Raw genomic sequence first — 22,427 nt, 5'->3', positions numbered from 1 at the left:
CGTCCACACCAGCCAAGACTTCAGCCCCATGATCGTTTGTGTATGCCGCCGGGTTTCTGACCGGGAAATCGCACGCCACGCGCATGCGGGGTTGAGCTTCGACGAGATCCAGTTCGAACTCGGCGTGGCCACCCAGTGCGGCCGCTGCGAATCCTGCGCACGCGACGTCATCGCCCGTTGCGGCACCAAGCATTCGGTGGCCGCCCTGCACAAGGAAGAGATCGCGCCGCAAACCATCCAGCTTGCCGCTGCCATCCTGGAAAGCAAGGCATGGAACTCCTCTTCATCCTCGCTGGCAGCCTGATCCTCGTCGTGGGATCCATGTGGTGGATCTTCCGCAAGTAAGCAACTCCCCTTTGCCTTTGCCCTGCACGGTGCGCCTGCACCGACCTTCCCTCCACTGCGCAGGCAAATACCCATTCTTATGTCCCAGTTTGATCGCTATGGCTCCCCCGGGGGCGTGAGCCGCAATGCGGTGATCGCCGGTTCGGTCGTATTGCTCCATGTGGCGGGCCTCTGGGCCCTGCAATCCGGCCTGGTGCGCAAGGCGGCCGAAGTCATCATTCCCGCGGAAGTGCTGAGCGAATTCATCACGCCCCCCGCACCTCCGACGCCGCCGGCTCCACCGCCCCCGAAGCCGGCCCCTCCTCCACCCAAGCCCGCACCGCGCACGCCGGCCCCGCGTCCCGCGCCCATGCCCGTGGCCATCCCGGATCCCGCACCGGCGCCGAGTGCGCCGGTCGGCATCACCGAGCCGCAGCCGCCTGCGCCCCCGATCGCGGCGCCCCAGGCGCCGCCCGCACCGCCTCCGGCCCCGCCAGCGCCGCCCGCGCCCCCCAAGGTCGAGCTGCCCTCCAGCGATGCGGCCTACCTGAACAACCCCAAGCCCTCCTACCCGGCGATCAGTCGCCGGCTGGGCGAGCAGGGCAAGGTGGTGGTGCGAGTATTGATCGGCGCAGACGGCCTTCCGCAAAAGGTGGAACTCAACAAATCCAGCGGTTATGACCGGCTGGACCGCCTGGCGATGGAAACGGTGATGCGCTACAAGTTCGTGCCCGGAAAGCGCAACGGTGTCCCCGAAACCATGTGGAACCTGGTTCCGTTCAATTTCGTCCTCGATTAAACGTCTCGCATATCTCTTTCAGCTTCAGGAGTTCTCATGGAATCGCATTTCGGCATTGCCAACGTCTGGATCCAGGGTGATTTCGTCACCCGGGCCGTCGCCGTGCTGCTGCTCGGCATGTCGCTCGCCTCGTGGATCGTCATCCTCATCAAGGCGCTGGACATCATCAAGTTCAAGAAACACGCCCGCGCGGCACGCGACTTCTGGCACAGCGAGGATTTCGCCGCCGGCATGGAAAAGCTGGGCAACGATCCGTCGAACCCGTTCCGGCACCTTGCGCTCGAAGGCCGCGAAGCCACGGCGCACCACCGCAACACCAAGGCACACCTGCACGACAGCCTGGACGTCAGCGACTGGATCACGCGCAGCCTGCGCAACTGCATCGACGAATTCACCGCCCGCCTGCAATCGGGCCTCGCCATCCTGGCGTCGGTCGGTTCCACCGCGCCGTTCATCGGCCTCTTCGGCACCGTCTGGGGCATCTACCACGCCCTCGTGGCGATCGGCACCTCGGGCCAGTCCACCATCGACAAGGTGGCCGGCCCGATCGGCGAAGCGCTCATCATGACCGCCCTGGGCCTGGCCGTGGCCATTCCCGCGGTGCTGGGCTACAACGCACTGGTGCGGGGCAACAAGTCCATCCTGAACGGCCTCAACAGCTTCGCGCACGACCTGCATGCCTACTTCGTGACCGGCGCCCGCGTCAGCGCCCCTGCCGACCAGGGCAAGGTCCTGCCCATCAAGAAAGGCTGACGCGCCATGGCATTCGGAACCCAGGACGACGCCGACGAGGTGATGAACGAGATCAACATGACGCCCCTGGTGGACGTCATGCTGGTGCTGCTCATCATCTTCATCATCACCGTGCCGGTCATGAAGCATGCCGTGCCGGTGGACCTCCCGCGCGCCTCCGCGGAGCGCGAGAACGTCAAGCCCGAGACCATTCGCCTGAGCGTCACGGCCGACGGCAAGTACCACTGGAACGAGACGGACATCAGCGACGAGGAGCTGGAGCCGCGCCTGAAAGCCGAGGCCGCCAAGGACCCGCAGCCCGACCTGCACATCCGCGGCGACAAGAGCGTACGCTACGAGCGCGTGGCCCAGGCCATGGCGGCCGCGCAGCGCGCAGGCGTACGCAAGATCGGCTTCGTCACCGATCCGCAGTGAGGCAACAAATACTTGCAATAAAGCCGGGTCCGGACTTGACGCTCAATTGAGAATGGTTATCATTAATCCATTGCCAACGCACCGAGGATCCACCCCATGCACGCCAGCTTGACCGCCCTGTCCCCTTCCGCAGCCTTCTTCGGCGCCCCGGGCTCCGACCGGCAGGCCGAGGCCCATGGGCGCGCGGCGCCTTCGGCCCCCGCGGTGGACAGCAGCGAACTGCTCAAGGGGCAGAAGACCGTGGCGATCTTCCACAACGGCTCCATCTACCGCCTGCAGGCCACCAAGCTCGGCAAGCTGATCCTCACCAAATAGGTTTCATCGTGGGGCGACTCCCGGGCCGCCTGCCGGTCCGCCGGGTCGTATTCGCCAGCCAACGGTTCGCCCGCGTAGCCAGGCTTTTTTTCCCCACTGCATCTCCCAAAGAAAAACCGGCCTCTCGAGGCCGGTTTTTTTGCTTGCGTCCTGCACCCCGGGGGCGCCGGCGGGGGCGAGGTCAGAGGCCGATGGCCGCGATGCCGGCGCGGGCGATCTGCGCGTCCTCGCTCGATTTGACGCCGCTCACGCCGACGGCGCCCAGGCACTGGCCGTCCTTCATGATAGGCACGCCGCCCTCGAGCATGCCGTCGATGAACGGGGCCGTCAGGAAGGCGGTGCGGCCGCCGTTGATGATGTCCTCGTACACCTTGCTCTCGCGGCGGCCCAGGGCCGCCGTGCGGGCCTTGCCGGGGGCGATGTGGGAAGACAGGGGCGCGGCACCGTCCAGGCGCTGCAGCGAGAGCAGATGGCCACCGTCGTCCACGATGGCGATGGTCACCGCCCATCCGTTGCGCAGGGCTTCCGCTTCCGCGGCAGCGGCGATTGTCTTGACGTCGGCGAATTCGAGCTCGTGTTTGGTCTTCATGGGATCCGGTGGAATGGAAAACGGGTGGAGGAACGGCAGGCCGCAGCCGCGTCCTGCCGGTACGGAACCTGCGGAGGATATCGCCCGCATCGCCCGCCAACGGGCTGTCCACGGCAAAACACTGCATCCCAAAAGGTCGGGAGTGGCAAAGGTTATTTGAAAGCCTGCAGAAAGCCACCACCTAGAATTTGCCGGTCTGCACTTCGCAGGCCTCAACAGGCAAAGGGAGCAAGAGAAGATGAATGATCAAGTCACCGTTCTGGGTTCTGCGGGCTACGGCGTCTCGCAGGAGCAGCGCCAGCGCGTGCTGCGCAATACCTACTGGCTGCTCGCACTGAGCATGGTCCCCACCGTGCTGGGCGCCTGGCTGGGCGTGGCCACCGGCATCACACAGTCCCTGCGGGGCGGCGTGGGCCTGATCGTCTTCCTGGGCGGCGCCTTCGGCTTCATGTTCGCCATCGAGAAGACCAAGAACTCGGCAGCCGGCGTGCCGGTGCTGCTGGGCTTCACGTTCTTCATGGGCCTCATGCTCTCGCGCCTGATCGGCATGGTGCTGGGCTTCAAGAACGGTACCGACCTCGTGATGACGGCCTTCGCCGGCACGGCGGGCGTGTTCCTGGTCATGGCCAGCCTGGCCACGGTGATCAAGCGCGATCTCTCCGGCATGGGCAAGTGGCTCTTCGTGGGTGCCATGGTCCTGCTGGTGGGCTCGGTCATCAACGTGTTCGTGGGATCCTCGGCCGGCATGATGGCCATCTCGGTGGCGGCCATCGGCATCTTCAGCGCCTACATGCTGTATGACCTGAAGCAGATCATCGACGGCGGCGAGACCAACTACATCAGCGCCACGCTGGCGCTGTACCTGGACCTCTTCAACGTGTTCCAGAGCCTGCTGGCCCTGCTGGGCATCATGGGCGGCGAGCGCGACTGACGCCCCGGCATGCCCGGGGGGGCCCCGGCCCTCCCGGCAGGAAAAGAAGGCCTCCCGCGTGGAGGCCTTTTTGCTTTTCCTCAGGGCGGGCGCACACGGGCCTCAATGATCCGGCGCCGCGGCCGATAATGACTGGAAGATGCCACACCGCCTCACAGCCCTCCCCTTCGCCCGGCCGCCCGGCCGCCGGCTTTCCTGGCTCGTGGCATGCGCGGCGGCCCCGCTGCTGCTGTCGGGCTGCGACATTCCAGGGCTGGGCCCCGATCCGCGCGCGGTGCAGAAGGAAGCCGAGGCCAAGGCCATCGGCGGTGCCTGCCGCCACGCCCTGCGGGGCCTGGAGGACTGCTTCACCCTCAACCCCAAGGCCTCGAAGGCCCAGGTGTTCGCCGGCTGGAAGGAAATGGACCAGTACATGCGCGAGAACAAGCTGGAGGGCGCACCCTCGGTACTGGGCAACCTGGAGAAGCCTCCGGCCACCCCGGCCCGCCGCACGGAGGAAGGCCGCACCGACGAAACCCGCGAAGGCGGGTCGGGCCGCAGCCGGAGCTGAAGCCGGCTTTACCTGGCAGGCCTGCCGGTCTGCGCCACCCGAGCCCGCCAGCGCGGCCCGTGGGCCGCTCAAGCAACGGCGGCCAGGCTCACGGAACCATTCCCGATCTCAGGCGCGCTCGAACACCGCCATGCTCTCGACGTGCGCCGTGTGGGGGAACATGTTCACCACACCGGCCGCCACGCAGCGGTAGCCCGCCTGGTGTACCAGCAGGCCTGCATCCCGAGCCAGCGTGGCCGGATTGCAGCTCACGTAGACGATGCGCTGCGGCGGCGTCCAGCCTTCGGCCGAGGCGGGCAGCGCTGGCGCATCTTCCGCACCGATGCGTGCCTGGTGGATGTCGGCCAGGGCCTTGGCGAGCGCGAAGGCCCCCTCGCGCGGAGGATCCACCAGCCACTTGTCGGCCACGCCGTCGGCGACGAGCATGTCGGGCGTCATCTCGAACAGGTTGCGCGCCACGAACGTGGTGGGGGCCAGTACCTGCCCCTGCGGCCGGTCGTCCTGGTTCTTGCGGTAGTTCTCTCGCGAGCGGGCGACGAGCGCCTCGCTGCCCTCGATGCCGACGACCTCGCGGGCCTGCGTGGCGATGGGCAGCGTGAAGTTGCCCAGGCCGCAGAACCAGTCGATCACCCGATCATCGCGGCCCGCATCCAGCAGGCGCAGCGCACGCGTGACCAGCACGCGGTTGATGTGCGGGTTGACCTGCGTGAAGTCGGTGGGCTTGAAAGGCATGGTGATGCCGAAGTCCGGCAGCGCGTAATTCAGCTGCGGACCGCCTTCTTCCAGCAGGTGCACGGTGTCCGGGCCCTTGGGCTGCAGCCACCACTGCACGCCATGCGCGGCGGCGAAGGCGCGCAGCCGGTCCATGTCGGCCTCGGACAGCGGCTCCAGGTGGCGCAGCACCAGGGCGGTGACGTCGTCGCCGCAGGCCAGCTCGATCTGCGGGCAGGTGTCCCGCGCATCCATCGAGGCGATGAGCGCGCGCAGGGGCAGCAGCATGGCGCTCACGTGGGGCGGCAGCACGGGGCAGACTTCCATGTCGGCGATGTAGCGGCTCTTGCGCTCGTGGAAGCCCACCAGCACCTTGCCCTTTTTCTCGACATGCCGCACGGCCAGGCGCGCCCGGTAGCGGTAGCCCCAGGCGGGCCCTTCGATCGGCCGCAGCACGGTCTCGGCCTTCACCTTGCCCAGGTGCCAGAGGTTGTCCTCCAGCACGCGCTGCTTGACGGCCACCTGGGCGCCGACGTGCAGGTGCTGCATCTTGCAGCCGCCGCAGGCGCCGGCATGCAGGCCGAAATGCGGGCAGCCGGGACGCACGCGCTGCGGCGATTCGCGGTGGATGGCCGTGAGGCTGGCCTGTTCCCAGTTGTTCTTCTTGCGGTGGGTGTTGGCGCTCACCCATTCGAAGGGCAACGCGCCGTCGATGAAGACGACCTTGCCGTCGGGCCTGCGGGCCACGCCCTGGGCGTCCATGTCCATGGAGGTGACCTCCAGCCAGCCCGGCGGGAGGTCGGTGCGCCCTTGCGCGGGTGCGGAAGAAGATGGGTCCTGGAGGATCTCGGGATGTTCTGTGGGGTCGCTCATCCCCCGATTGTCTCAGGCCGGCCATCGGACGGACGGCGGCGCGCGGCGCTCAGTGGATGCCGCTGACGAGGCCGCTGCGTCCGTCCTTGTCCAGGCGCAATGGCGGCAGCGAAAATTGGTCCAGGTCCTGCTTCGTGGCCGCGATGTCGAGCCCGACGACAACGGACGTGTCCGGATCCACCTCCAGGCCCAGTGGCATCCTGGCGAACTGGACATAGTCGCGGCTGGCGTTCCACCGGGGATGCCCACCGATCGCCTGGAGTACCGCGCCCGCGTCCGCCCCCAATGCCAGCCCCGGGAGACCGAAGCCGGGCAGCTCGCCGTGGGGCCCGAAGGCGATGACGTTGACCACATGGTCGTCGCGGACACGGATGGCCAGCTCTCCATGGGCCAGCGAGCCGGCGGGCAGTGGATGGCGAGCCAGCCGCTCGTTCAGTCCGCGCGGGTACAGGTACACGAGGACCGTGTCCGGCCGGGCCGCACCGTGCCGGGTGGCGTCCGGCTTGCCGAGCGCGTCCACCACATCCTGCTGACGCATGCCCAGCGCCACCGGCCCGAGGCGCCGGCATGCCTCAGGAAGCGCTGCGGCCGGGTCCTGCGCCGAGAAAGCCTGGCGGAGGGCCCCACTGCACGCGGCGCCTTCCTGCACGCCATCCGGCGCGGGAGCCGCCTGCGCGAGGCCCAGAAAGACCACTGCGCACAGCAGGCAGGCGAAAGATGGGGGCCTGGGAATCATCGGGCGCTCCTTCGTGGACCGCGATCGGAAAGGATGGGGACGTGGTTGCCCGGCAGTCAGCTGCGTGCGGGGCGTACCAGCCGCGGCACGGGATCGGAAGGCGGCAGGCCCACGCGGGAGCCGGGCACCGAGGCACTGGCCGGAAGGCGGTTGAACTCGATCTGGCAATCGCCGCTGTCCAGCGAGAAGACCAGGGTGGAACCCGGCGCGATGCGCGGCAGCGTCTGGTGGATCTGCTGCGCCAGGTCGACCGGCGGCGTCTGCGACCGGTAGATCACCTGCTGGCTGGAGGAATAGACCACGTAGCACGCGGCGGAGGCCGAGGCGCTCCACAGTCCGGCGGACAGCGCGGCGGCGGCGAACAGGACGGAACGGCAGGCGGACATCGGCGAAGCTCCTGGGTAGGGGTGGCGGGACGGCCGGAACCGGACGGCGCGAGGCCGATTATTGCGGACTTTGCGGCGCCTGCCCTCCCCTGCAGCGCGGTCAGGCGCGCACGGGGCGCTCATCCAGCGCGAGATGGAACGAATGCTTGACCTCTTCCATCACCGCATAGGTGCGCGTCTCGCGCACACCCGGCAGCTGCCAGAGCACCTCCCCGGCGAACTGCCGGTAGGCATTCATGTCGGCCTGCCGGGTCTTGAGCAGATAGTCGAACCCGCCCGCCACCATGTGGCACTCCATGATGGCCGGATGGACCTGAACGGCGGCCTTGAACTGGTCGAACACATTGGGCGTGGTGCGGTCCAGCAGCACCTCGACGAACACGAGCATGCCGGCGCCGAGCTTCTGCGGATTGAGCCGGGCCTCGTAGCCCAGGATGTAGCCCTCGCGAGTGAGCCGCTGCACCCGCGCGAGCACGGCCGTGGGCGACAGCGCGACGCGCTCGGCGAGCTTGATGTTGGAGATGCGGCCGTCGTCCTGCAGGATTGCCAGGATCCTGCGGTCCACCCTGTCTATCTCATCCACGTCACATCCAATCCATAGTGAAAGATTCATTCATGTCCGGCATTTTTGCGCATTAATTCAATCGCCTCGGCGAGATGATCGCAGGCATTCCCTCCACCTTCGTCCCGCCCCCGGACCGCACCGCCATGAACGCCCCGCCCCCTTCCCTGCATACCCGGCCTTTCGCGGCCTTCGCACCGCGGCCCCCTGCCGGGGCCGCGCCGCTGCGCGACGCGATCACCGCGGCCTGCCGCATTCCCGAGCCGGAAGCCATCGCGCCGCTGCTGGAGCAGGCGCGCATCGAAGGTGCTGCGGCGCAGCGCGTGCATGCCCTGGCACTGCGGCTGGCGGGCGGGCTGCGCGAGCGCAAGGGCGCGGGCGGACGGGCCGGCTGGGTGCAGGGCCTGCTGCAGGAGTTCGCGCTGTCCTCGCAGGAGGGCGTGGCGCTGATGTGCCTCGCCGAGGCGCTGCTGCGCATTCCCGACAGCGGCACGCGCGACGCGCTGATCCGCGACAAGATCGGCGGCGGCGACTGGGAATCGCACCTCGGCAAGAGCCCGTCGCTGTTCGTGAATGCGGCCACCTGGGGCCTGCTGCTCACCGGCAGGCTCGTGGCCACGCACAGCGAGCAGGGCCTGGGCGCTGCGCTGCGCCGCATCACGGCGCGCGGCGGCGAACCGCTGGTGCGCAAGGGCGTGGACGTGGCGATGCGCATGATGGGCGAGCAGTTCGTGACCGGCGAGACCATCGCCCAGGCGCTGTCCAATGCCCGCCCGCGCGAGGCCCAGGGCTTCCGCTATTCCTATGACATGCTGGGCGAAGCCGCGCTCACCGCGGCCGATGCCGGGCGCTACCTGCAGTCGTACGTGGACGCGATCCATGCCATCGGCAAGGCGTCGGCGGGCCGCGGCGTTTACGAGGGCCCCGGCATCTCCATCAAGCTGTCGGCGCTGCATCCGCGCTACAGCCGGGCACAGCACGGCCGGGTGATGCAGGAGCTGCTCCCCCGCGTGCTGGAACTCGCGGAACTGGCGCGCGGCTATGACATCGGGCTGAACATCGATGCCGAGGAAGCCGACCGGCTGGAGATTTCGCTGGACCTGCTCGAAGCGCTGTGCGCGGCGCCGTCGCTCTCGGGCTGGAACGGGATCGGCTTCGTCATCCAGGCCTACCAGAAGCGCTGCCCGTTCGTGATCGACCACGTGGTCGATCTTGCGCGCCGCACCGGCCACCGCCTGATGGTGCGGCTGGTCAAGGGCGCCTACTGGGACAGCGAGATCAAGCGGGCCCAGGTGGACGGGCTGGAGGACTACCCGGTCTATACGCGCAAGGTACACACCGACGTGTCCTATATCGCCTGCGCGCGCCGGCTGCTCGCGGCGCCGGACGCCGTCTATCCGCAGTTCGCCACGCACAACGCGCACACGCTGGCCGCGATCCACGAACTGGCCGGCCCGGATCGTTACACGCCGGGCCAGTACGAATTCCAGTGCCTGCACGGCATGGGCGAGCCGCTGTACGAGCAGGTCGTGGGCGCCGCAGGGTTGAACCGGCCCTGCCGGGTCTATGCGCCGGTCGGCACGCACGAGACGCTGCTGGCCTACCTGGTGCGCCGGCTGCTGGAAAACGGCGCCAACACCTCGTTCGTGAACCGCGTGGCCGACGCCACGCTGCCGCTGGACAGCCTCGTGGCCGACCCGGTGGCGGCGGTGGCCGCTGAACCCGTCCCGGGCCGGATGAACCCGCGCATTCCGCTGCCGCCCGCGCTTTATGGACCGGCGCGCCGCAATTCCGCGGGGCTGGATCTCGCGAGCGAGGCGGTCCTCGCGCCCCTGGCCGATGCCCTGCAGCACTACGCGCAGCAGGATTGGGAGGCGGTGCCGCTGCTCGCCGGGCCTGTGCAGGAAGGCCCTCGCCTGCCGGTGCGCAACCCCGCCTGGCATGCGGACGTGGTGGGCACGGTGCAGGAGGCGAGCGCCGGCGACGTGGACCAGGCGCTGCAGTGGGCGCAGGCAGCAGCCCCCGCATGGGCCGCAACGCCCCCCGCGGAGCGGGCCGCCGCGCTGCGCCGCGCCGCCGACGCGCTGGAGCAGCGCACGCCCGCCCTGCTGTCGCTGCTGGTGCGCGAGGCGGGCAAGACCTGCGCGAACGCCGTGTCCGAGGTGCGCGAGGCGGTGGACTTCCTGCGCTTCTATGCGGCCCAGGTGGAGACGCTGTTCGGCCCGGGAGCGGAAACGGGCGGGGACGCATGGACGCCGCTCGGCCCCGTGGTGTGCATCAGCCCCTGGAACTTCCCGCTCGCGATCTTCATGGGCCAGGTGGCGGCCGCGCTCGCCGCCGGCAACGTGGTGCTCGCCAAGCCCGCCGAGCAGACGCCGCTGGTGGCGGCCGAGGCGGTGCGCATCCTGCACGCTGCCGGTGTGCCGCGCGCGGCCGTGCAATTGCTGCCCGGCCAGGGCGAGACCGTGGGTGCCCGGCTGGTGGGCGACGGGCGCGTGATGGGCGTGCTGTTCACCGGCTCCACCGACGTGGCCCGCATCCTGCAGCGCAGCGTGGCGGGCCGCCTGGACGCTACCGGCCGGCCGGTGCCGCTGATCGCCGAGACGGGTGGCCAGAACGCGATGATCGTGGATTCTTCCGCCCTGGCGGAGCAGGTGGTGGCGGACGCCGTCGCCTCGGCCTTCGACAGCGCAGGCCAGCGCTGCTCCGCGCTGCGCGTGCTGTGCCTGCAGGACGACGTGGCGGACCGCGTGCTGGAGATGCTGCGCGGCGCCATGGCGGAACTGTGCATCGGCCGGCCCGACCAGCTCGCCACGGACGTGGGGCCCGTGATCGACGCCGAAGCGCGCGAGGGCATCCTGCGCCACGTGGCGGCCCTGCGCGAGCGTGGCCGCACGGTGCACCAGGTGCCGGTGCCGCTGCAGGCCGGGGCAGAGGGCACCTTCGTGCCACCCACGCTGATCGAGCTGCAGGACCTGTCGGAACTGGAGCGCGAGGTCTTCGGCCCGGTCCTGCACGTGGTGCGCTATCCGCGCAGCGGGCTGGACACGCTGCTGGACCGCATCGCGGGCACCGGCTATGGGCTCACCCAGGGCCTGCACACGCGCATCGACGAAACGGTGGAAGGCGTGCTGCGCCGTGCCCGCGCGGGCAATCTCTACGTGAACCGGAACATGGTGGGCGCGGTGGTCGGGGTGCAGCCCTTCGGCGGCGAAGGTCTGTCGGGCACCGGGCCGAAGGCCGGCGGCCCGCTGTACCTGCTGCGGCTGGTGACCCAGGCACCCACCGGCGCGGCGCGAACTGCCATCGCAGCGATGGCCGCCCCGGGCTCCGGTGAAGGCAATGCGCCCACCGTCCCAGCCCCGCTGCAGGCGCTGCAGGAATGGGCGCACGGCGCCGGCCAGGGCGCACTGGAGTCGGCCTGCCGCCAGTTCGCGCAGGACACGCCCACCGGCCGCCTGCGCACGCTGCCCGGCCCCACCGGCGAGCGCAACCAATACGGCGTGGCACCCCGTGAACGCGTCCTCTGCCTCGCCGATGCCGATGCGGACAGGCTGGTGCAACTGGCTGCGGTGCTGTCCGTGGACGGGCACGCCGTGTGGCCGTCGGCCGCAGCCACGCTGCGTGCCAGCCTGCCGGCGATGGTGCAGGAGCGCATCGTGCTGGTAGCCGACTGGCGTGCGCCCGCGGTGGCCGTGGATGCCGTGTTGCACCATGGCACCGAGGCATCGTTGCGGGAGGTGTGCCAGGCCATGGCAACGCGGCCGGGGCCGATCGTGGGCGTCGCGGGCCATGCGCCCGGCGATGCCGCGGTACCGCTCGAACGCCTGGTCCTGGAGCGCGCGGTCAGCATCAACACCGCGGCGGCTGGCGGCAATGCCAGCCTGATGACCATGGAGTGAGCCGGCAGCCGGCCCGGGCGGAATCAGCCTTCGGCGACGGCCGGGGCCGCACGCGCCAGGCCGCGCATGACGTGCACCACCTGCGGCTGGTCCACCAGCACGCAGGGTTTGCCGGTACGGCGGCAGTGGTCCTGCACGCGCCAATAGTCGTCGTGGCCCACGCAGCCGGTCTGGCAGATCACGAAATCCGCGGCCCGCAGGCTGGCCTCGAAGGCCGCCGCGTCGCCGGGCAGGCTGGAGGCCGCGTCAGCCTGTCCTGTATCGCTGGAAGCGGGAAGCTCGCCCGGGCCGAGAGGTCGCGCCACCAGCGCCCCGCCCGGTCCGCGCGCGATGCACACCACGGCCTGTGGAGCCGGCCCGTCCGGCTCTGCCCGCTGGGCCGTGCCCTTCCCTGCTCCAGCGGCATGGTTCGCACCGGCCGGCGCGGCCGCGCGCCACTGCCAGTGCAGCACTTCCCGCATCAGGCCCTGCAGCCGCTGCGTGAGCCCCTCCACCTGCCGGGCCAGGGCCCGGCGGCGGCGCAGGCCCGGCAGTGCTTCTTCCTGGCAGCGCCGATCCTCCCGTGCATACGCCAGCGCGGTTTCCGCCACGAGCGCGCGCGCCCGCAGCCTCAACACTTCGGCCTGCAGCACCTCGATCTGCCGCGCCTGCTCTGCCAGGTCGCGGCTGCAGCGCTGCTGCGCCCGCCCGTACTCCGCCAGCAGCGCTCGGTGCTCATCCAGCACCGGTCCAGGAAAACCTTCCATGCAACGTCCCTCCAGAAGGCATGGCCAGTGGCCATGGCAATGACCACCCGGCAAAAATGTATTGATAAGCATTCTCATTTAATGCTACACTGCCGTCAATCGCTGCCCCACCCCACTTGCGGTGGGGCAGCCGCCCAGACAGGTTTCATCGTGGGGCGACTCCGGGCCTGAACCAGGCCCCATGGGTCGTTTTTGCCAGCCAACGGTTTGCCCGCGTAGCCAGGCTTTTTTTGCGATGCCCTGTCGAGACTCACATGGTGCCGCTGCCGCGCCGCAGCAGCACGATCACGAAACACGCCCCCAGCCCTGAAGTCACGATGCCCACGGGCAGTTCCTGCGCGCCCAGCAGCGACCGGGCCACGAGGTCGCTGGCCAGCAGCAGGGCCGCACCCGATACGGCGGCGACCACGGAGGAGGCCCGGTGCAGCGGCCCGGCCAGGCGGCGCGCCAGGTGGGGCACCATGAGACCGACGAAACCGATCAGGCCGGAAAGGGCCACGCAGCAGGCGGTGGCGAAAGCCGCCACCACGAAGGCCTGGCGGCGCAGCCGCTGCGGCTCCACGCCCAGGCTGTGGGCGGTGTCGTCGCCCGCCAGCAGCGCGTCGAGCGCCCGGTGGCGCCGCGCAATGAACAGTGCCGTCACCAGCAGCCCGGCACCGGCCAGCCAGAGGTTGTCCCAGCGGGCGAGGCCCAGTCCGCCCAGCGACCAGAACACGACGGAATGCGCGGCGCGCTGGTCGCCCGCAAAAATCAGCGCATGGGTCAGCGCCCCGAAGAGGAACGACACCGACACGCCGGCCAGCACGATCCGCGCGGGCCCCTGGCCCTGGCCGCCCTGCACGATCAGCAATACGGCCCCGGCGGCAACCAGGGCTCCCGCGAACGTGGCCAGCGGCAGCGTCCACATGCCCAGCGCGCTTCCAGCCAGGGTGATGACGGCGACCGCGCCGGCGGACGCGCCGGACGACAGACCGAAGAGGAACGGGTCGGCCAGGTCGTTGCGCGTCGTCGTCTGCAACAGGCTGCCCACGAGGGCGAGCGCCGCACCTACGGCCATGGAGAGCAGGACGCGCGGCAGGCGCAGATCGCGCACGATGGTCTGCGCCATGGCGCCTGTGCCGTCAGGCGCGCAGGCGCCCAGGGCTGAAAACACGTCCTGCCAGCCGACCTCCACCCCGCCGAACTTGAGCGACAGCAGGGCCAGCGCCGTGAGCGCCAGCCCCAGCAGGCCGGGCATCCAGCGCTGCCAGTGCGCCGGATGCGCGGTTCCCGGGGCGTTCAACGCACGCCCCGCAGCGCCCGTGCGATCTTCTCGATCGCCCCGATGTTGAAAGGCCCGGGCGTGAGCTCGGCATAGCGCAGCACGATGAAGCGCCCTTCGCGCACGGCATCCGCAAGGCGCATGGCGGGATGCTCCCGCAGTACGCGTTCAAGATGGTCCGGCCCCTGCCCGTTCTGGTAGTCGAGCAGGATCACGAATTGCGGATTGCGCTGCGCCACGGCCTCCCAGGAGGCGGTGCCCCAGCTCATGGGCAGGTCGTCCAGCACATTGCGCCCCCCCGCGGCATCGATGAGCGCGGTGGGCATGGCGGCCCGGCCGGCGGTGAAGGGCTTGTCCTCGCCGGAGTCATAGACGAAGACGCCGGGCCGGTGCGCCAGCGCGGGACGGTTGGCCGCAGCCACGCGCGCTCGCCAGCCTTCCACGAGGCGCTGCGCCTCCGCGTTGCGGCCGAACACCTGGCCCAGGCGCAGCACGTCGCCGTAGAGCAGGTCCATGGTGGCGCGGGGCTTGTCCGCCTGGTTCTGCGCGCAGCTTTCGGTCAGCACCAAGGTCTGGATGCCCCGCCGCGCGAGCGTGGCGGGAGTCACCTCGCCACCGGGTTGCATGCCGTAGTACCAGCCCGCGAAGAACAGGTCCGGCCGCGCCGCCACCAGCGTTTCCATCGTGGGGTACTTGGGCGCCAGTTCGGGCACCCCGTCCAGGGTGCGCAGCAGAGCCTCGCCCGTCTGCTTGTACCAGCCGGTGATGCCCGTCACGCCGACCAGCACCGGACGCAGTCCGAGGGCGAGCGCCATTTCGGTCATGTTGAGGTCGTGCACGACCAACCGGCGCGGAGGCCGCTCGATGCGCAGCGGCTCCCCACAGTTGGACACCGTCACGGGAAATGCGGCACCGGCATCCGGCGGGGCCACGCCCGCCGCCACGGCAGCCGGCAACAGCGCCATCGGTAACGCCAACCCGGCAATCCGGCGCAACCAGCCCGTCATGCGGCCTCCCGCTCGAAGGACCAGAGCGTGCCGCCGTGCCGGGGGTGCCGAGTGTGCACCAGCTCCATGCCGAACACCTGCGCCACACATTCCACGCCCAGCGCCCGGGCGGGCGGCCCCTCGGCAACCAGGCGGCCAGCCTGCAAAACCCAGGTCCGGTCGGCGAATGCCGGTACCAATGCGAGTTCATGCAGCACGGCCACCACGGTGATGCCGAGGCCGCGCACCAGGGCCAGCACGTCGGCGCGCGCCGCCAGGTCGAGGTGGTTGGTCGGCTCGTCGAGCAGCAGGAGTTCTGGCGCCTGGGCGAGCGCCCGGGCCAGGTGCATGCGCTGGCGCTCCCCGCCCGACAGGCTGCCCAGCGGCCGCTCCGCCAGCGCCTGCACGCCACAGGTGCGCAGCGCGCCCTCCACGGCGCGTGCGTGGTCGGCGGCTGCCACGCGGCCTTCGTGCGGCAGCCGGCCGAGCGCCACATAGTCCCGGGCCCGCAGGCGGCCCTGCGCCCCGTCATCCTGCCCCAGCACCGCCACGCTGCGGGCGCGCTCGGCCGCCGGCCAGCGGGCCACGTCCCGGCCGCAGCAGCGCACCGAGCCCGCGGAAGGCGCCATCCGGCCCGCGAGCAGCTTCATCAGCGTGCTCTTGCCCGCGCCGTTGGGGCCGACCAGCGCCACGCACTCGCCGCGCATGGCTTCCAGGCCCACGCCCTGCAGCAGCCAGTCGCCGCGCGGCGATTTCCATCCGAGGCCCTCGGCCTGCAATGCCACGACCATGCCGCCGTCCGCGATCAGAGCGTCCAGCGCAGGGCCAGCTCGAAACTGCGCGGCGCGCCGAGCAGGATCTGGTCCGGGTAGAACGGATCCGCCCAGGCGGCATAGACTTTGTTCGCCAGGTTGCGGCCCCGCAGGGTGAGCTGGGTGCCCGGGGCCACGTCCACGCTCCAGGCCGCATCGATCACGCGGTAGGCCGACAGGCGGACCGTGTTGGCGTCGCTGTGGAAGCGCTCGCCCACGTGCCGCAGCGAAGCAGAGACCTGCATCGGCAGGCCCGCGTTGAAGCGGTAGGCTGCGCCCACGCTGGCCATCACCTTCGGGGTATTGGGGGGCATGTTGCCGGAGAAGGAAGTGCCATTGGCGAGCACGAAATCGTCGTAGCGCGCGCGGTTGAGGGCGAGCTGCGCCCAGACGCTCCAGGCGGCCGCGGGCCGCAGTGCCAGGGACATCTCCGCGCCGCGCGATTGCAGCGCGCCAGCGCGCGCCAGCGATTGCCCGCCCTGCCCGGCATAGACATTGCGGCGTTCGGCGTCGTAGAGCGCCAGCGTCCATTCCCCACGGTCCTGCCAGAAGCCCTGCTTCACGCCCACCTCGGCATTGCGCGCCCGGGTGAGTTCCAGCGGCTGGGCGGGGCCGAGCAGGAAGATGTTGTTGGCGGCCACGTCGGCACCTGTCGCGGCCTGGGCGTAGAGCATGGTGCCCGCCGCGGGCTCCCAGGTCAGGCCCAGCCGGCCGGTGGTCGGGTGCCAGGTCTTGCCGTAGGGAAAGCCGCGCCGCGCCGCGCCGGCCGCGTCGGTGGAAGTGCGGTCGAGCTCGATGGATTCGTGCCGCAGGCCCGCGATGAGGGCCACGGCGGGCGTGATGCGCAGCCGGTCTTCCAGCGCGATCGCCGCATTGCGCAGCTGCGTCGTCTGCCGCTGCTGCACCAGCGGTCCGTAGAACCCGCGGTCGGGCGCAATCAACGACACGCTGTCGCCGGGGAAGTTGGCGGCGCCGGGGCGGTCCAGGTCGGTATCGCTCAGCTCCAGGGCGGCGACGAAGCGGTTCTCCCGGCCCGCGAGGCGGCCGTCCCACTGCACTTCTGTCTTGTTGCCGGAGGTCGTCTGGTCCTGCGCCACGAAGAAACGCTCGCGGTCCACCAGCCCGGTGCCGGTATTGAACGCGAGCACTTCGTTGTTCAGCCACGAGCGCGTGGCGGTGTAGCGGTAGAACTGGCTGCGCAGCGACCACGCCGCGTCGATGCGCCAGTCCACGCCCGTGCGCAGCCAGGTCTCGCGCGCTTCGTTGCGGTTGTCCAGCACGTTGTAGTTCGTGCGCAGCGTGCGGCGGTCGATGGCCACCGGTGCGAGCACGCTGCCGTTGAAGCCCGAGACATAGGTGCCGGACACCACGCCCGGCTGCGACTGGATGCCCGGGGCCGACGCGGAGACCAGGGGCGTGCCCCAGTACGGATGGCCGCGGTCGCGCTGCACTTCCGCGGCCACGAACAGCTTGAGCCCCGGCCGCAGGTACCAGTCCAGGCCGCTCGACAGGTGCCACAGGCGCTGGCCCGTGTCCCGCACGAAGCCGTCATTGTCCGAGCCGCTCGCGTCGAGGCGGAAATCCACGTCCTTCCAGGCCGTGGTGCCGCCGGTGCCGATGGACAGGCGCCGCTCGCCGAAGGATCCGGCCGCGGCGGCCACTTCGGTCTCCACCGGGCCGCGGTGCGGGGCGCGCGTGACGAAATTCACCGCGCCGCCGGCCGCGCCTTCGCCCGACATCAGCGACGCGGGCCCCTTGAGGAACTCAACGCGCTCGAGGTTCGCCGTGCCCATGACGCGCGAGGTCATGTTCGGCGGGCCGATCTTGATGCCGTTGTAGAGGGTGTTGATCTGGCTGTTGGCGAAGCCGCGCATGGAAAACGCGGCCGGCTCTGCCGGGAAATCCCCCGCCAGCACGCCCACCGCGGCCTGCGCGGCTTCGGACACCGTGCGCAGCCCGCGCTCGGCGAGCATATCGCGCGGCACCACGTCGATGGAGGCCGGCGTATCGCGCACCGTGAGCCCGAGGCGCGAGGCCGCGGCGGCAGGCTGCGCGAGGCGCGGCGTTTCCGCGCGTTCGTGCACCTCCACCGCCGGCAGCTGGGTGGGCGACGGCCCGGAAGCGGACGACTGCGCCATAGCAGCCACGGGCACGGTACCCAGCAGGACGGCCCACGCGCGGGGCCGGGAAACGGAACAGAGAGGCATGGAATATTGTCGGCGACGCGCGGGCACGAACCGCCGTGCCGCTGCCTCCGATGTTAACGCAATCGTGTTGCATTAACAAAATGCATGCCCCCCATGCAATGCGTCAGATGTAGGTCGATGCCAGTCCACCGTCCACGGGCAGGTTCACTCCGCTCACCCAGCGCGCCGCGTCGCTGCAAAGGAAGCCGATGGCGGCCGCCACTTCGTCGCTGAAGGCGGGCCGTTTCATGCGGTGGGCATCCTTGCGCACGCGCTCGTCGCCCAGCATCCGCACGAAGTCGCCCAGGATGGGCGTCATCACCGGGCCCGGCGCCACGCAGTTCATGCGCACGCCGCGCCCCATGAAGATCGCCTGCGACTGCGTGAGCGTCCAGACGATCAGCGCCTCCTTGAAGTACTGGTAGCACGTTTCCTGGGGCACCGGATGCTCCGCCAGCCAGGCCTGCCCCGCCGCGAAGTCCGGCGTGGCCGCGAGCGCGCGGTGCGGCTCGAGCCGCTGCGGCCACTCGGCCCCCAGGATCGAGGCCACGTTCACCACGCTGCCGCCCTCGGGCATGCGGGGCAGCAGCGCCTGCGTGAGGTGCCGCAGCCCCAGGTAGTTGATGCGCGCCACGAGGTCGGCCGGCGCGGTGCCCGGCACCCCCGCGATGTTGCACAGCGCATCGATGCGGCCGGGCAGCTGCGCCACGGCGGCATCGATGGCCTCGGGCCCGGACAGGTCGGCCTTCACGAAGCCGTCCAGCGTGAGCGCCGGATCGTTGCGGTCGATGCCGATGACGCGGGCGCCCTGTCCGCGCAGCAGCTTGGCGGTGTCGCTGCCGATGCCGGAACTCACGCCCGTGATGACGATGGTCTTGCCGTGGAATTGCATGGTGTCTGTCTCCTGGTCGTTGTCGCTGTCTTCAGAACGGGAAGGCCGGCGGCGCGGCCTTGACGGTCAGCCACTGCCAGCGGGTGTATTCGTCGAGGTCCGCGGGACCGCCGACGGAACTGCCGTTGCCGCCCAGGCCCGGGCCGCCGAAAGGATTGGTGCAGTCGTCGTTCACCGTCTGGTCGTTGACATGCACCATGCCGGCATGGAGCCGCTGGGCCAGCGCCATGGCGCGCGCCACGTCGCGGCCGATCACCGCCGCGGCCAGGCCGCCTTCGCTGTGGTTGGCCAGGGCCACGGCCTCGTCGTCGGTCTGGAAGGTGACGAGGTTCACCAGCGGCCCGAAGGGTTCTTCGTCGAAGCTGCGCATGCCGGGCCGCACGCCCGAAAGCACCGTGGGCCGGTAGCACAGGCCGTCGTGCGTGCCCCCGGCCTCCAGCGTGGCACCCTGCCCCACGGTGTCCCGCACGATGGCGTCGAAGCGCGCCAGCTGCCGGGCGTCGATCATCGGCCCGAGGGCCACCTGCCCGCCGGCGCCGTCGCCGACCGGGAGGTGCCGCGCCTTGGCCACGAGGCGCTCCCGGAGGGCCGGCGCGATCGAGGCATGCACCAGCACACGGTTGGCGGCCATGCAGATCTGGCCCTGGTGGAACCAGGCACCGAAGGCGGCTGCGCTCGCCGCGGCATCCAGGTCCGCATCCTCCAGGATCACGAGGTTGTTCGCGCCGCCCAGTTCCAGCGACACCTTCTTGAGATGGCGCCCCGCCAGTTCGCCGATGCGCCGTCCCACCGAGGGCGAGCCGGTGAAGGCGATCATGGGCACGCGCGGATCGGCCACCAGTGCCTCGCCGGCTTCGGCATGCCCCGGCAGCACCTGCAGCAGGCCGGCGGGCAGGCCCGCTTCCTCGAACACGCGGGCCAGCAGGTAGCCGCCGGCGGCCGGGGTGCGCGGGTCGGGCTTGAGGACCACGGCATTGCCCAGCGCCAGCGCCGGGGCCACCGAACGCAGCCCCAGCACCAGCGGGAAATTGAACGGCGAGATCACGCCCACCACGCCGTGCGGAACGCGCCGCGCGATCGAAAGCCGGCCGGGCGTGGACGGCAGCACCTGCCCCTGTGCCTGCAGGGGCAGCCCGCCGGCGATGCGGCACAGGGTGGCCGCCTCGCGCGCTTCGAGCTGTCCCTTGGGCAGGATGCCGCCGGTTTCCCGGGCGATGGCCAGGGCCAGCTCGTCGAGATGCCGCTCGAACAGGCCGGCGGCGGTGAAAAGGATGGCGGCGCGTTCGCGCGGCCCGGTGGCGGCCCAGGCCGGCTGCGCGGCGTGGGCGCGGCCGATCGCGGCCTGCATGTCGGCGGCGTCCGCGATCCCCGTGCCCCACAACGGCTGGCCGGTAGCCGGCTCGATGACCTCCTCGCGTCCGGCCAGGCGGGTGGACCAGCCGCCATCGAAGGCGGCGCCGTCCCAGCACTCCGGCCGGGCCCAGGCCAGGTGCGCATGTTCGGATGAACCCATGTCTGTCTCCTCTGAAGATGGAAAAAGCGCGGTTGGAACCGTCCGCGCCGGCCTGCATTGCGCAATCCGCATACCAGCACGGCCTGCGGCAGGCCCGGGCCGGGCGCAAGGCAGTCCCCTTCCCGAGGCGATCTCGGGGGTTTTCCCTGATGCAAAGGCAGCATCGGGCCATGCACTCCACCCTGCCCCCAAAGTTATGCTGGCATGCATTCGTGGATGCCGAAAATGGATGCTGACAGACAAAAACAGATGAACCTACCCACCCGCGTTTCACTTGCGGAGCTGGCGAAAGTGGCTGGCGGGGGCGCGGGCTGGCGTTTCGACCTGCGCGAGGTCGATGCCGACAGCCACCCCACGGTGGCGGACCTGAGCGAATGCCTCTTTTTCTCACCTGGCGACGGCCGCATCTGGCTGCAGGACCAGCGCATGGTGCTGGTGCATGCCCAGGCGCTGGGCTCGCTGCGGCGCGAACTCATCGAGACCATCGGCCTGGACGCCGCCAGGGGCCTGCTCACGCGCACCGGCTATCTCTCGGGCGTGCGCGACGCCGAGCTGGTACGGCGGCAATGGCCGGACGCCGACCCGGCGGTGGCCGCCGTGGCGGGCGCGCGCCTGCACTCCCTGGAAGGCGTGGTCCATGTGGAGGTCGTGCATGTGCGCTATGACGCGGCCACGGGTGACTACGACGGCGAATTCCTCTGGCACAACGCGAGCGAGGACGACGGCCACATCGCCGCCTACGGTGTGACCGGCTCGCCGGCCTGCTGGATGCAGACCGGCTATGCGACCGGCTACGTCAGCACCCTGTTCGGCCGGCTGATCCTGTTCCGGGAAACGGAGTGCCGCTCGGCGGGCGATGCACACTGCCGCGTGGTGGGCCGCACGCTCGAACGCTGGGGCGGCGACGTGCAGGAAGAACTGCGCCACTTGCAACTGGGTAACTCCGCACCGGCCGCCCCGGCTGCGGCTCCGCCGGCATGGCGCCCGCCCGCCAGCACCGTGGCGGCCACTACCGGGCCGGGAGACAGCACCTTGATCGGTGCCTCGTCCGCCTTCAATGCGGCCTTCCACATGGTGCGCCGCGTGGCGCCCACGCAAGCCACCGTGCTGTTCACCGGCGAATCGGGGGTCGGCAAGGAGATGTTCGCACGCGCCCTGCACCGCGCCGGTGGCCGCACGCAACGGCCGTTCGTGGCCCTCAATTGCGCCGCCATTCCGGACACGCTGGTCGAGACCGAACTCTTCGGCGTGGAGCGCGGCGCATACACGGGTGCGGGCGCCTCGCGGCCCGGTCGCTTCGAGCGTGCGGATGGCGGCACCCTGTTCCTGGACGAAATCGGCACCCTGGGCCTGGCGGCCCAGGGCAAGCTGCTGCGCGCGCTGCAGGAGGGCGAGATCGAGCGCGTGGGCGGCACCCGCACGCTGAAGGTGGATGTGCGCGTGGCCGCAGCCACCAACGTGGATCTGCGCGAGGCCGTGCGCGCCGGGCAGTTCCGCGCCGACCTGTTCTACCGCCTCAACGTGTTCCCCATCCACCTGCCGCCGCTGCGCGAGCGGCGCGACGACATCCCGCTGCTGATGCAGCACTTCCTCGCCCACTACCGGAAGCGCCACCAGCGCGACGCGCCCGGATTCACGCAGCGGGCAGTGCAGGCGCTCTTCCACTACGGCTATCCGGGCAACATCCGCGAACTGCAGAACCTGATCGAGCGCGCGGTCATCATGGTCAACGACGGCGAGGCCATCGATGTGCACCACCTCTTCCGGGGCGGGGAAACGCTCCCCACGGGCGTGCTCTCCCTCGGCGCGGGCGGCCGGAAGGATGCCGGCGGCAGGCTGGCTGGTGAATGGTCCGGCGCCCGGCAACCGGATGCCGCACCGGCCGCGGGAACGCTGGAAGAAGCCGAGGCTGCGCTCATGGCCGACGCCCTGCGGCGGACCGGGGGAAACGCCGCAGCCGCCGCACGGCTGCTCGGCATCACCCGGGCGACGCTGCTTTACCGCGCCCGGCGGCATGGCCTGGCTGTGGGCCGGCAGCGGCGCTGAACCGCCGGGCCACGCACCTCCCGCCCAGGCCCGCACGCCAACCCCTGGCAGCGGCGCGACACGGGCAACCCAGCTTTTACCGCAATACAGAAAAATCACCACCCCGGTGCGGGCAGCCGAGCCGCGCGCCGCCATGGCAC

At 70.4% G+C, this 22,427-nt stretch carries 21 protein-coding genes; 9 read left to right on the top strand and 12 right to left on the bottom strand.

Annotated features, from left to right (window positions below):
* Positions 1-28: 28 nt before the first annotated feature.
* The 5 genes from T336_RS0117105 (at position 29) to hemP (ending at position 2,605) form a co-directional block, all read left to right on the top strand.
* The gene (locus T336_RS0117105; RefSeq protein WP_026433483.1) at positions 29-304 is read left to right on the top strand and encodes a (2Fe-2S)-binding protein; all 276 of its coding nucleotides are present in this window, start codon (positions 29-31) and stop codon (positions 302-304) included.
* 120 nt (positions 305-424) lie between these two features.
* Positions 425-1,123 (top strand): energy transducer TonB, encoded by a 699-nt coding sequence (locus T336_RS0117100; RefSeq protein WP_019700550.1) that lies wholly within the window; start codon positions 425-427, stop codon positions 1,121-1,123.
* Positions 1,124-1,159: 36 nt separating this feature from the next.
* The gene (locus tag T336_RS0117095; RefSeq protein ID WP_026433482.1) at positions 1,160-1,876 is read left to right on the top strand and encodes a MotA/TolQ/ExbB proton channel family protein; all 717 of its coding nucleotides are present in this window, start codon (positions 1,160-1,162) and stop codon (positions 1,874-1,876) included.
* A gap of 6 nt (positions 1,877-1,882) precedes the next feature.
* Positions 1,883-2,290 carry an ExbD/TolR family protein gene (locus tag T336_RS0117090; protein WP_013594373.1) on the top strand — a complete coding sequence of 136 codons (408 nt, stop codon included), beginning with the start codon at positions 1,883-1,885 and terminating at the stop codon, positions 2,288-2,290.
* A 96-nt stretch (positions 2,291-2,386) separates the two neighbouring features.
* Positions 2,387-2,605, top strand: coding sequence for a hemin uptake protein HemP (gene hemP / locus T336_RS0117085; RefSeq protein ID WP_013594372.1), 219 nt, complete (start codon positions 2,387-2,389; stop codon positions 2,603-2,605).
* A gap of 181 nt (positions 2,606-2,786) precedes the next feature.
* Here the strand turns inward: hemP and T336_RS0117080 are convergent, their stop codons facing one another.
* Positions 2,787-3,194, bottom strand: coding sequence for a GlcG/HbpS family heme-binding protein (locus T336_RS0117080; RefSeq protein ID WP_019700548.1), 408 nt, complete (start codon positions 3,192-3,194; stop codon positions 2,787-2,789).
* Positions 3,195-3,432: 238 nt separating this feature from the next.
* Between T336_RS0117080 and T336_RS0117075 the strand changes: the two genes are divergently transcribed.
* Positions 3,433-4,125 (top strand): Bax inhibitor-1/YccA family protein, encoded by a 693-nt coding sequence (locus T336_RS0117075; protein WP_013594370.1) that lies wholly within the window; start codon positions 3,433-3,435, stop codon positions 4,123-4,125.
* A 139-nt stretch (positions 4,126-4,264) separates the two neighbouring features.
* Complete coding sequence (locus T336_RS0117070) at positions 4,265-4,675, top strand: hypothetical protein (RefSeq protein WP_035226372.1); 411 nt, start codon at positions 4,265-4,267, stop codon at positions 4,673-4,675.
* 108 nt (positions 4,676-4,783) lie between these two features.
* Here T336_RS0117070 and rlmD read toward each other — a convergent pair whose 3' ends face one another.
* From rlmD to T336_RS0117050, 4 genes are all read right to left on the bottom strand, one after another.
* Complete coding sequence (gene rlmD / locus T336_RS0117065; protein WP_026433480.1) at positions 4,784-6,259, bottom strand: 23S rRNA (uracil(1939)-C(5))-methyltransferase RlmD; 1,476 nt, start codon at positions 6,257-6,259, stop codon at positions 4,784-4,786.
* 49 nt (positions 6,260-6,308) lie between these two features.
* Positions 6,309-6,995: a secreted signal peptide protein gene (locus tag T336_RS0117060; RefSeq protein WP_051647286.1), complete on the bottom strand. Its 687-nt coding sequence runs from the start codon at positions 6,993-6,995 to the stop codon at positions 6,309-6,311.
* Positions 6,996-7,051: 56 nt separating this feature from the next.
* Complete coding sequence (locus T336_RS0117055) at positions 7,052-7,381, bottom strand: hypothetical protein (protein ID WP_026433478.1); 330 nt, start codon at positions 7,379-7,381, stop codon at positions 7,052-7,054.
* Positions 7,382-7,481: 100 nt separating this feature from the next.
* Entirely contained in the window at positions 7,482-7,994 is a 513-nt protein-coding gene (locus T336_RS0117050; RefSeq protein ID WP_051647284.1) for an Lrp/AsnC ligand binding domain-containing protein, read from the bottom strand.
* A gap of 95 nt (positions 7,995-8,089) precedes the next feature.
* Here T336_RS0117050 and putA point away from each other — a divergent pair, with 95 nt between their 5' ends.
* Positions 8,090-11,845, top strand: coding sequence for a trifunctional transcriptional regulator/proline dehydrogenase/L-glutamate gamma-semialdehyde dehydrogenase (gene putA, locus T336_RS0117045; RefSeq protein ID WP_026433477.1), 3,756 nt, complete (start codon positions 8,090-8,092; stop codon positions 11,843-11,845).
* A gap of 23 nt (positions 11,846-11,868) precedes the next feature.
* Here the strand turns inward: putA and T336_RS0117040 are convergent, their stop codons facing one another.
* From T336_RS0117040 to T336_RS0117010, 7 genes are all read right to left on the bottom strand, one after another.
* Entirely contained in the window at positions 11,869-12,591 is a 723-nt protein-coding gene (locus T336_RS0117040) for a DUF2325 domain-containing protein (protein WP_026433476.1), read from the bottom strand.
* Between the two features lie 250 nt (positions 12,592-12,841).
* Positions 12,842-13,873 carry a FecCD family ABC transporter permease gene (locus T336_RS0117035; RefSeq protein WP_026433475.1) on the bottom strand — a complete coding sequence of 344 codons (1,032 nt, stop codon included), beginning with the start codon at positions 13,871-13,873 and terminating at the stop codon, positions 12,842-12,844.
* On the bottom strand, positions 13,870-14,859 hold the full coding sequence (locus T336_RS0117030) for an ABC transporter substrate-binding protein (RefSeq protein WP_156957884.1): 990 nt from the start codon (positions 14,857-14,859) through the stop codon (positions 13,870-13,872). The genes T336_RS0117035 and T336_RS0117030 overlap by 4 nt, the downstream gene beginning before the upstream one ends.
* On the bottom strand, positions 14,856-15,629 hold the full coding sequence (locus T336_RS0117025; protein WP_019700599.1) for an ABC transporter ATP-binding protein: 774 nt from the start codon (positions 15,627-15,629) through the stop codon (positions 14,856-14,858). The genes T336_RS0117030 and T336_RS0117025 overlap by 4 nt, the downstream gene beginning before the upstream one ends.
* A gap of 14 nt (positions 15,630-15,643) precedes the next feature.
* On the bottom strand, positions 15,644-17,857 hold the full coding sequence (locus T336_RS0117020; RefSeq protein WP_026433473.1) for a TonB-dependent receptor: 2,214 nt from the start codon (positions 17,855-17,857) through the stop codon (positions 15,644-15,646).
* A gap of 103 nt (positions 17,858-17,960) precedes the next feature.
* On the bottom strand, positions 17,961-18,728 hold the full coding sequence (locus T336_RS0117015) for a coniferyl-alcohol dehydrogenase (RefSeq protein ID WP_026433472.1): 768 nt from the start codon (positions 18,726-18,728) through the stop codon (positions 17,961-17,963).
* A gap of 31 nt (positions 18,729-18,759) precedes the next feature.
* The gene (locus T336_RS0117010; RefSeq protein WP_051647282.1) at positions 18,760-20,241 is read right to left on the bottom strand and encodes an aldehyde dehydrogenase family protein; all 1,482 of its coding nucleotides are present in this window, start codon (positions 20,239-20,241) and stop codon (positions 18,760-18,762) included.
* 249 nt (positions 20,242-20,490) lie between these two features.
* On the opposite strand from T336_RS0117010, the gene T336_RS0117005 reads away from it, so the two are divergent.
* Entirely contained in the window at positions 20,491-22,287 is a 1,797-nt protein-coding gene (locus T336_RS0117005) for a sigma-54-dependent Fis family transcriptional regulator (RefSeq protein WP_026433470.1), read from the top strand.
* Positions 22,288-22,427: the final 140 nt, after the last annotated feature.

Origin of the sequence: Paracidovorax oryzae ATCC 19882 (genome assembly GCF_000687165.1) — a bacterium.
Taxonomy (GTDB): Bacteria; Pseudomonadota; Gammaproteobacteria; order Burkholderiales; family Burkholderiaceae_C; genus Paracidovorax; species Paracidovorax oryzae.
Note: the sequence above shows the minus strand (reverse complement) of the source record. Positions and strands in the feature narration are given on the sequence as shown.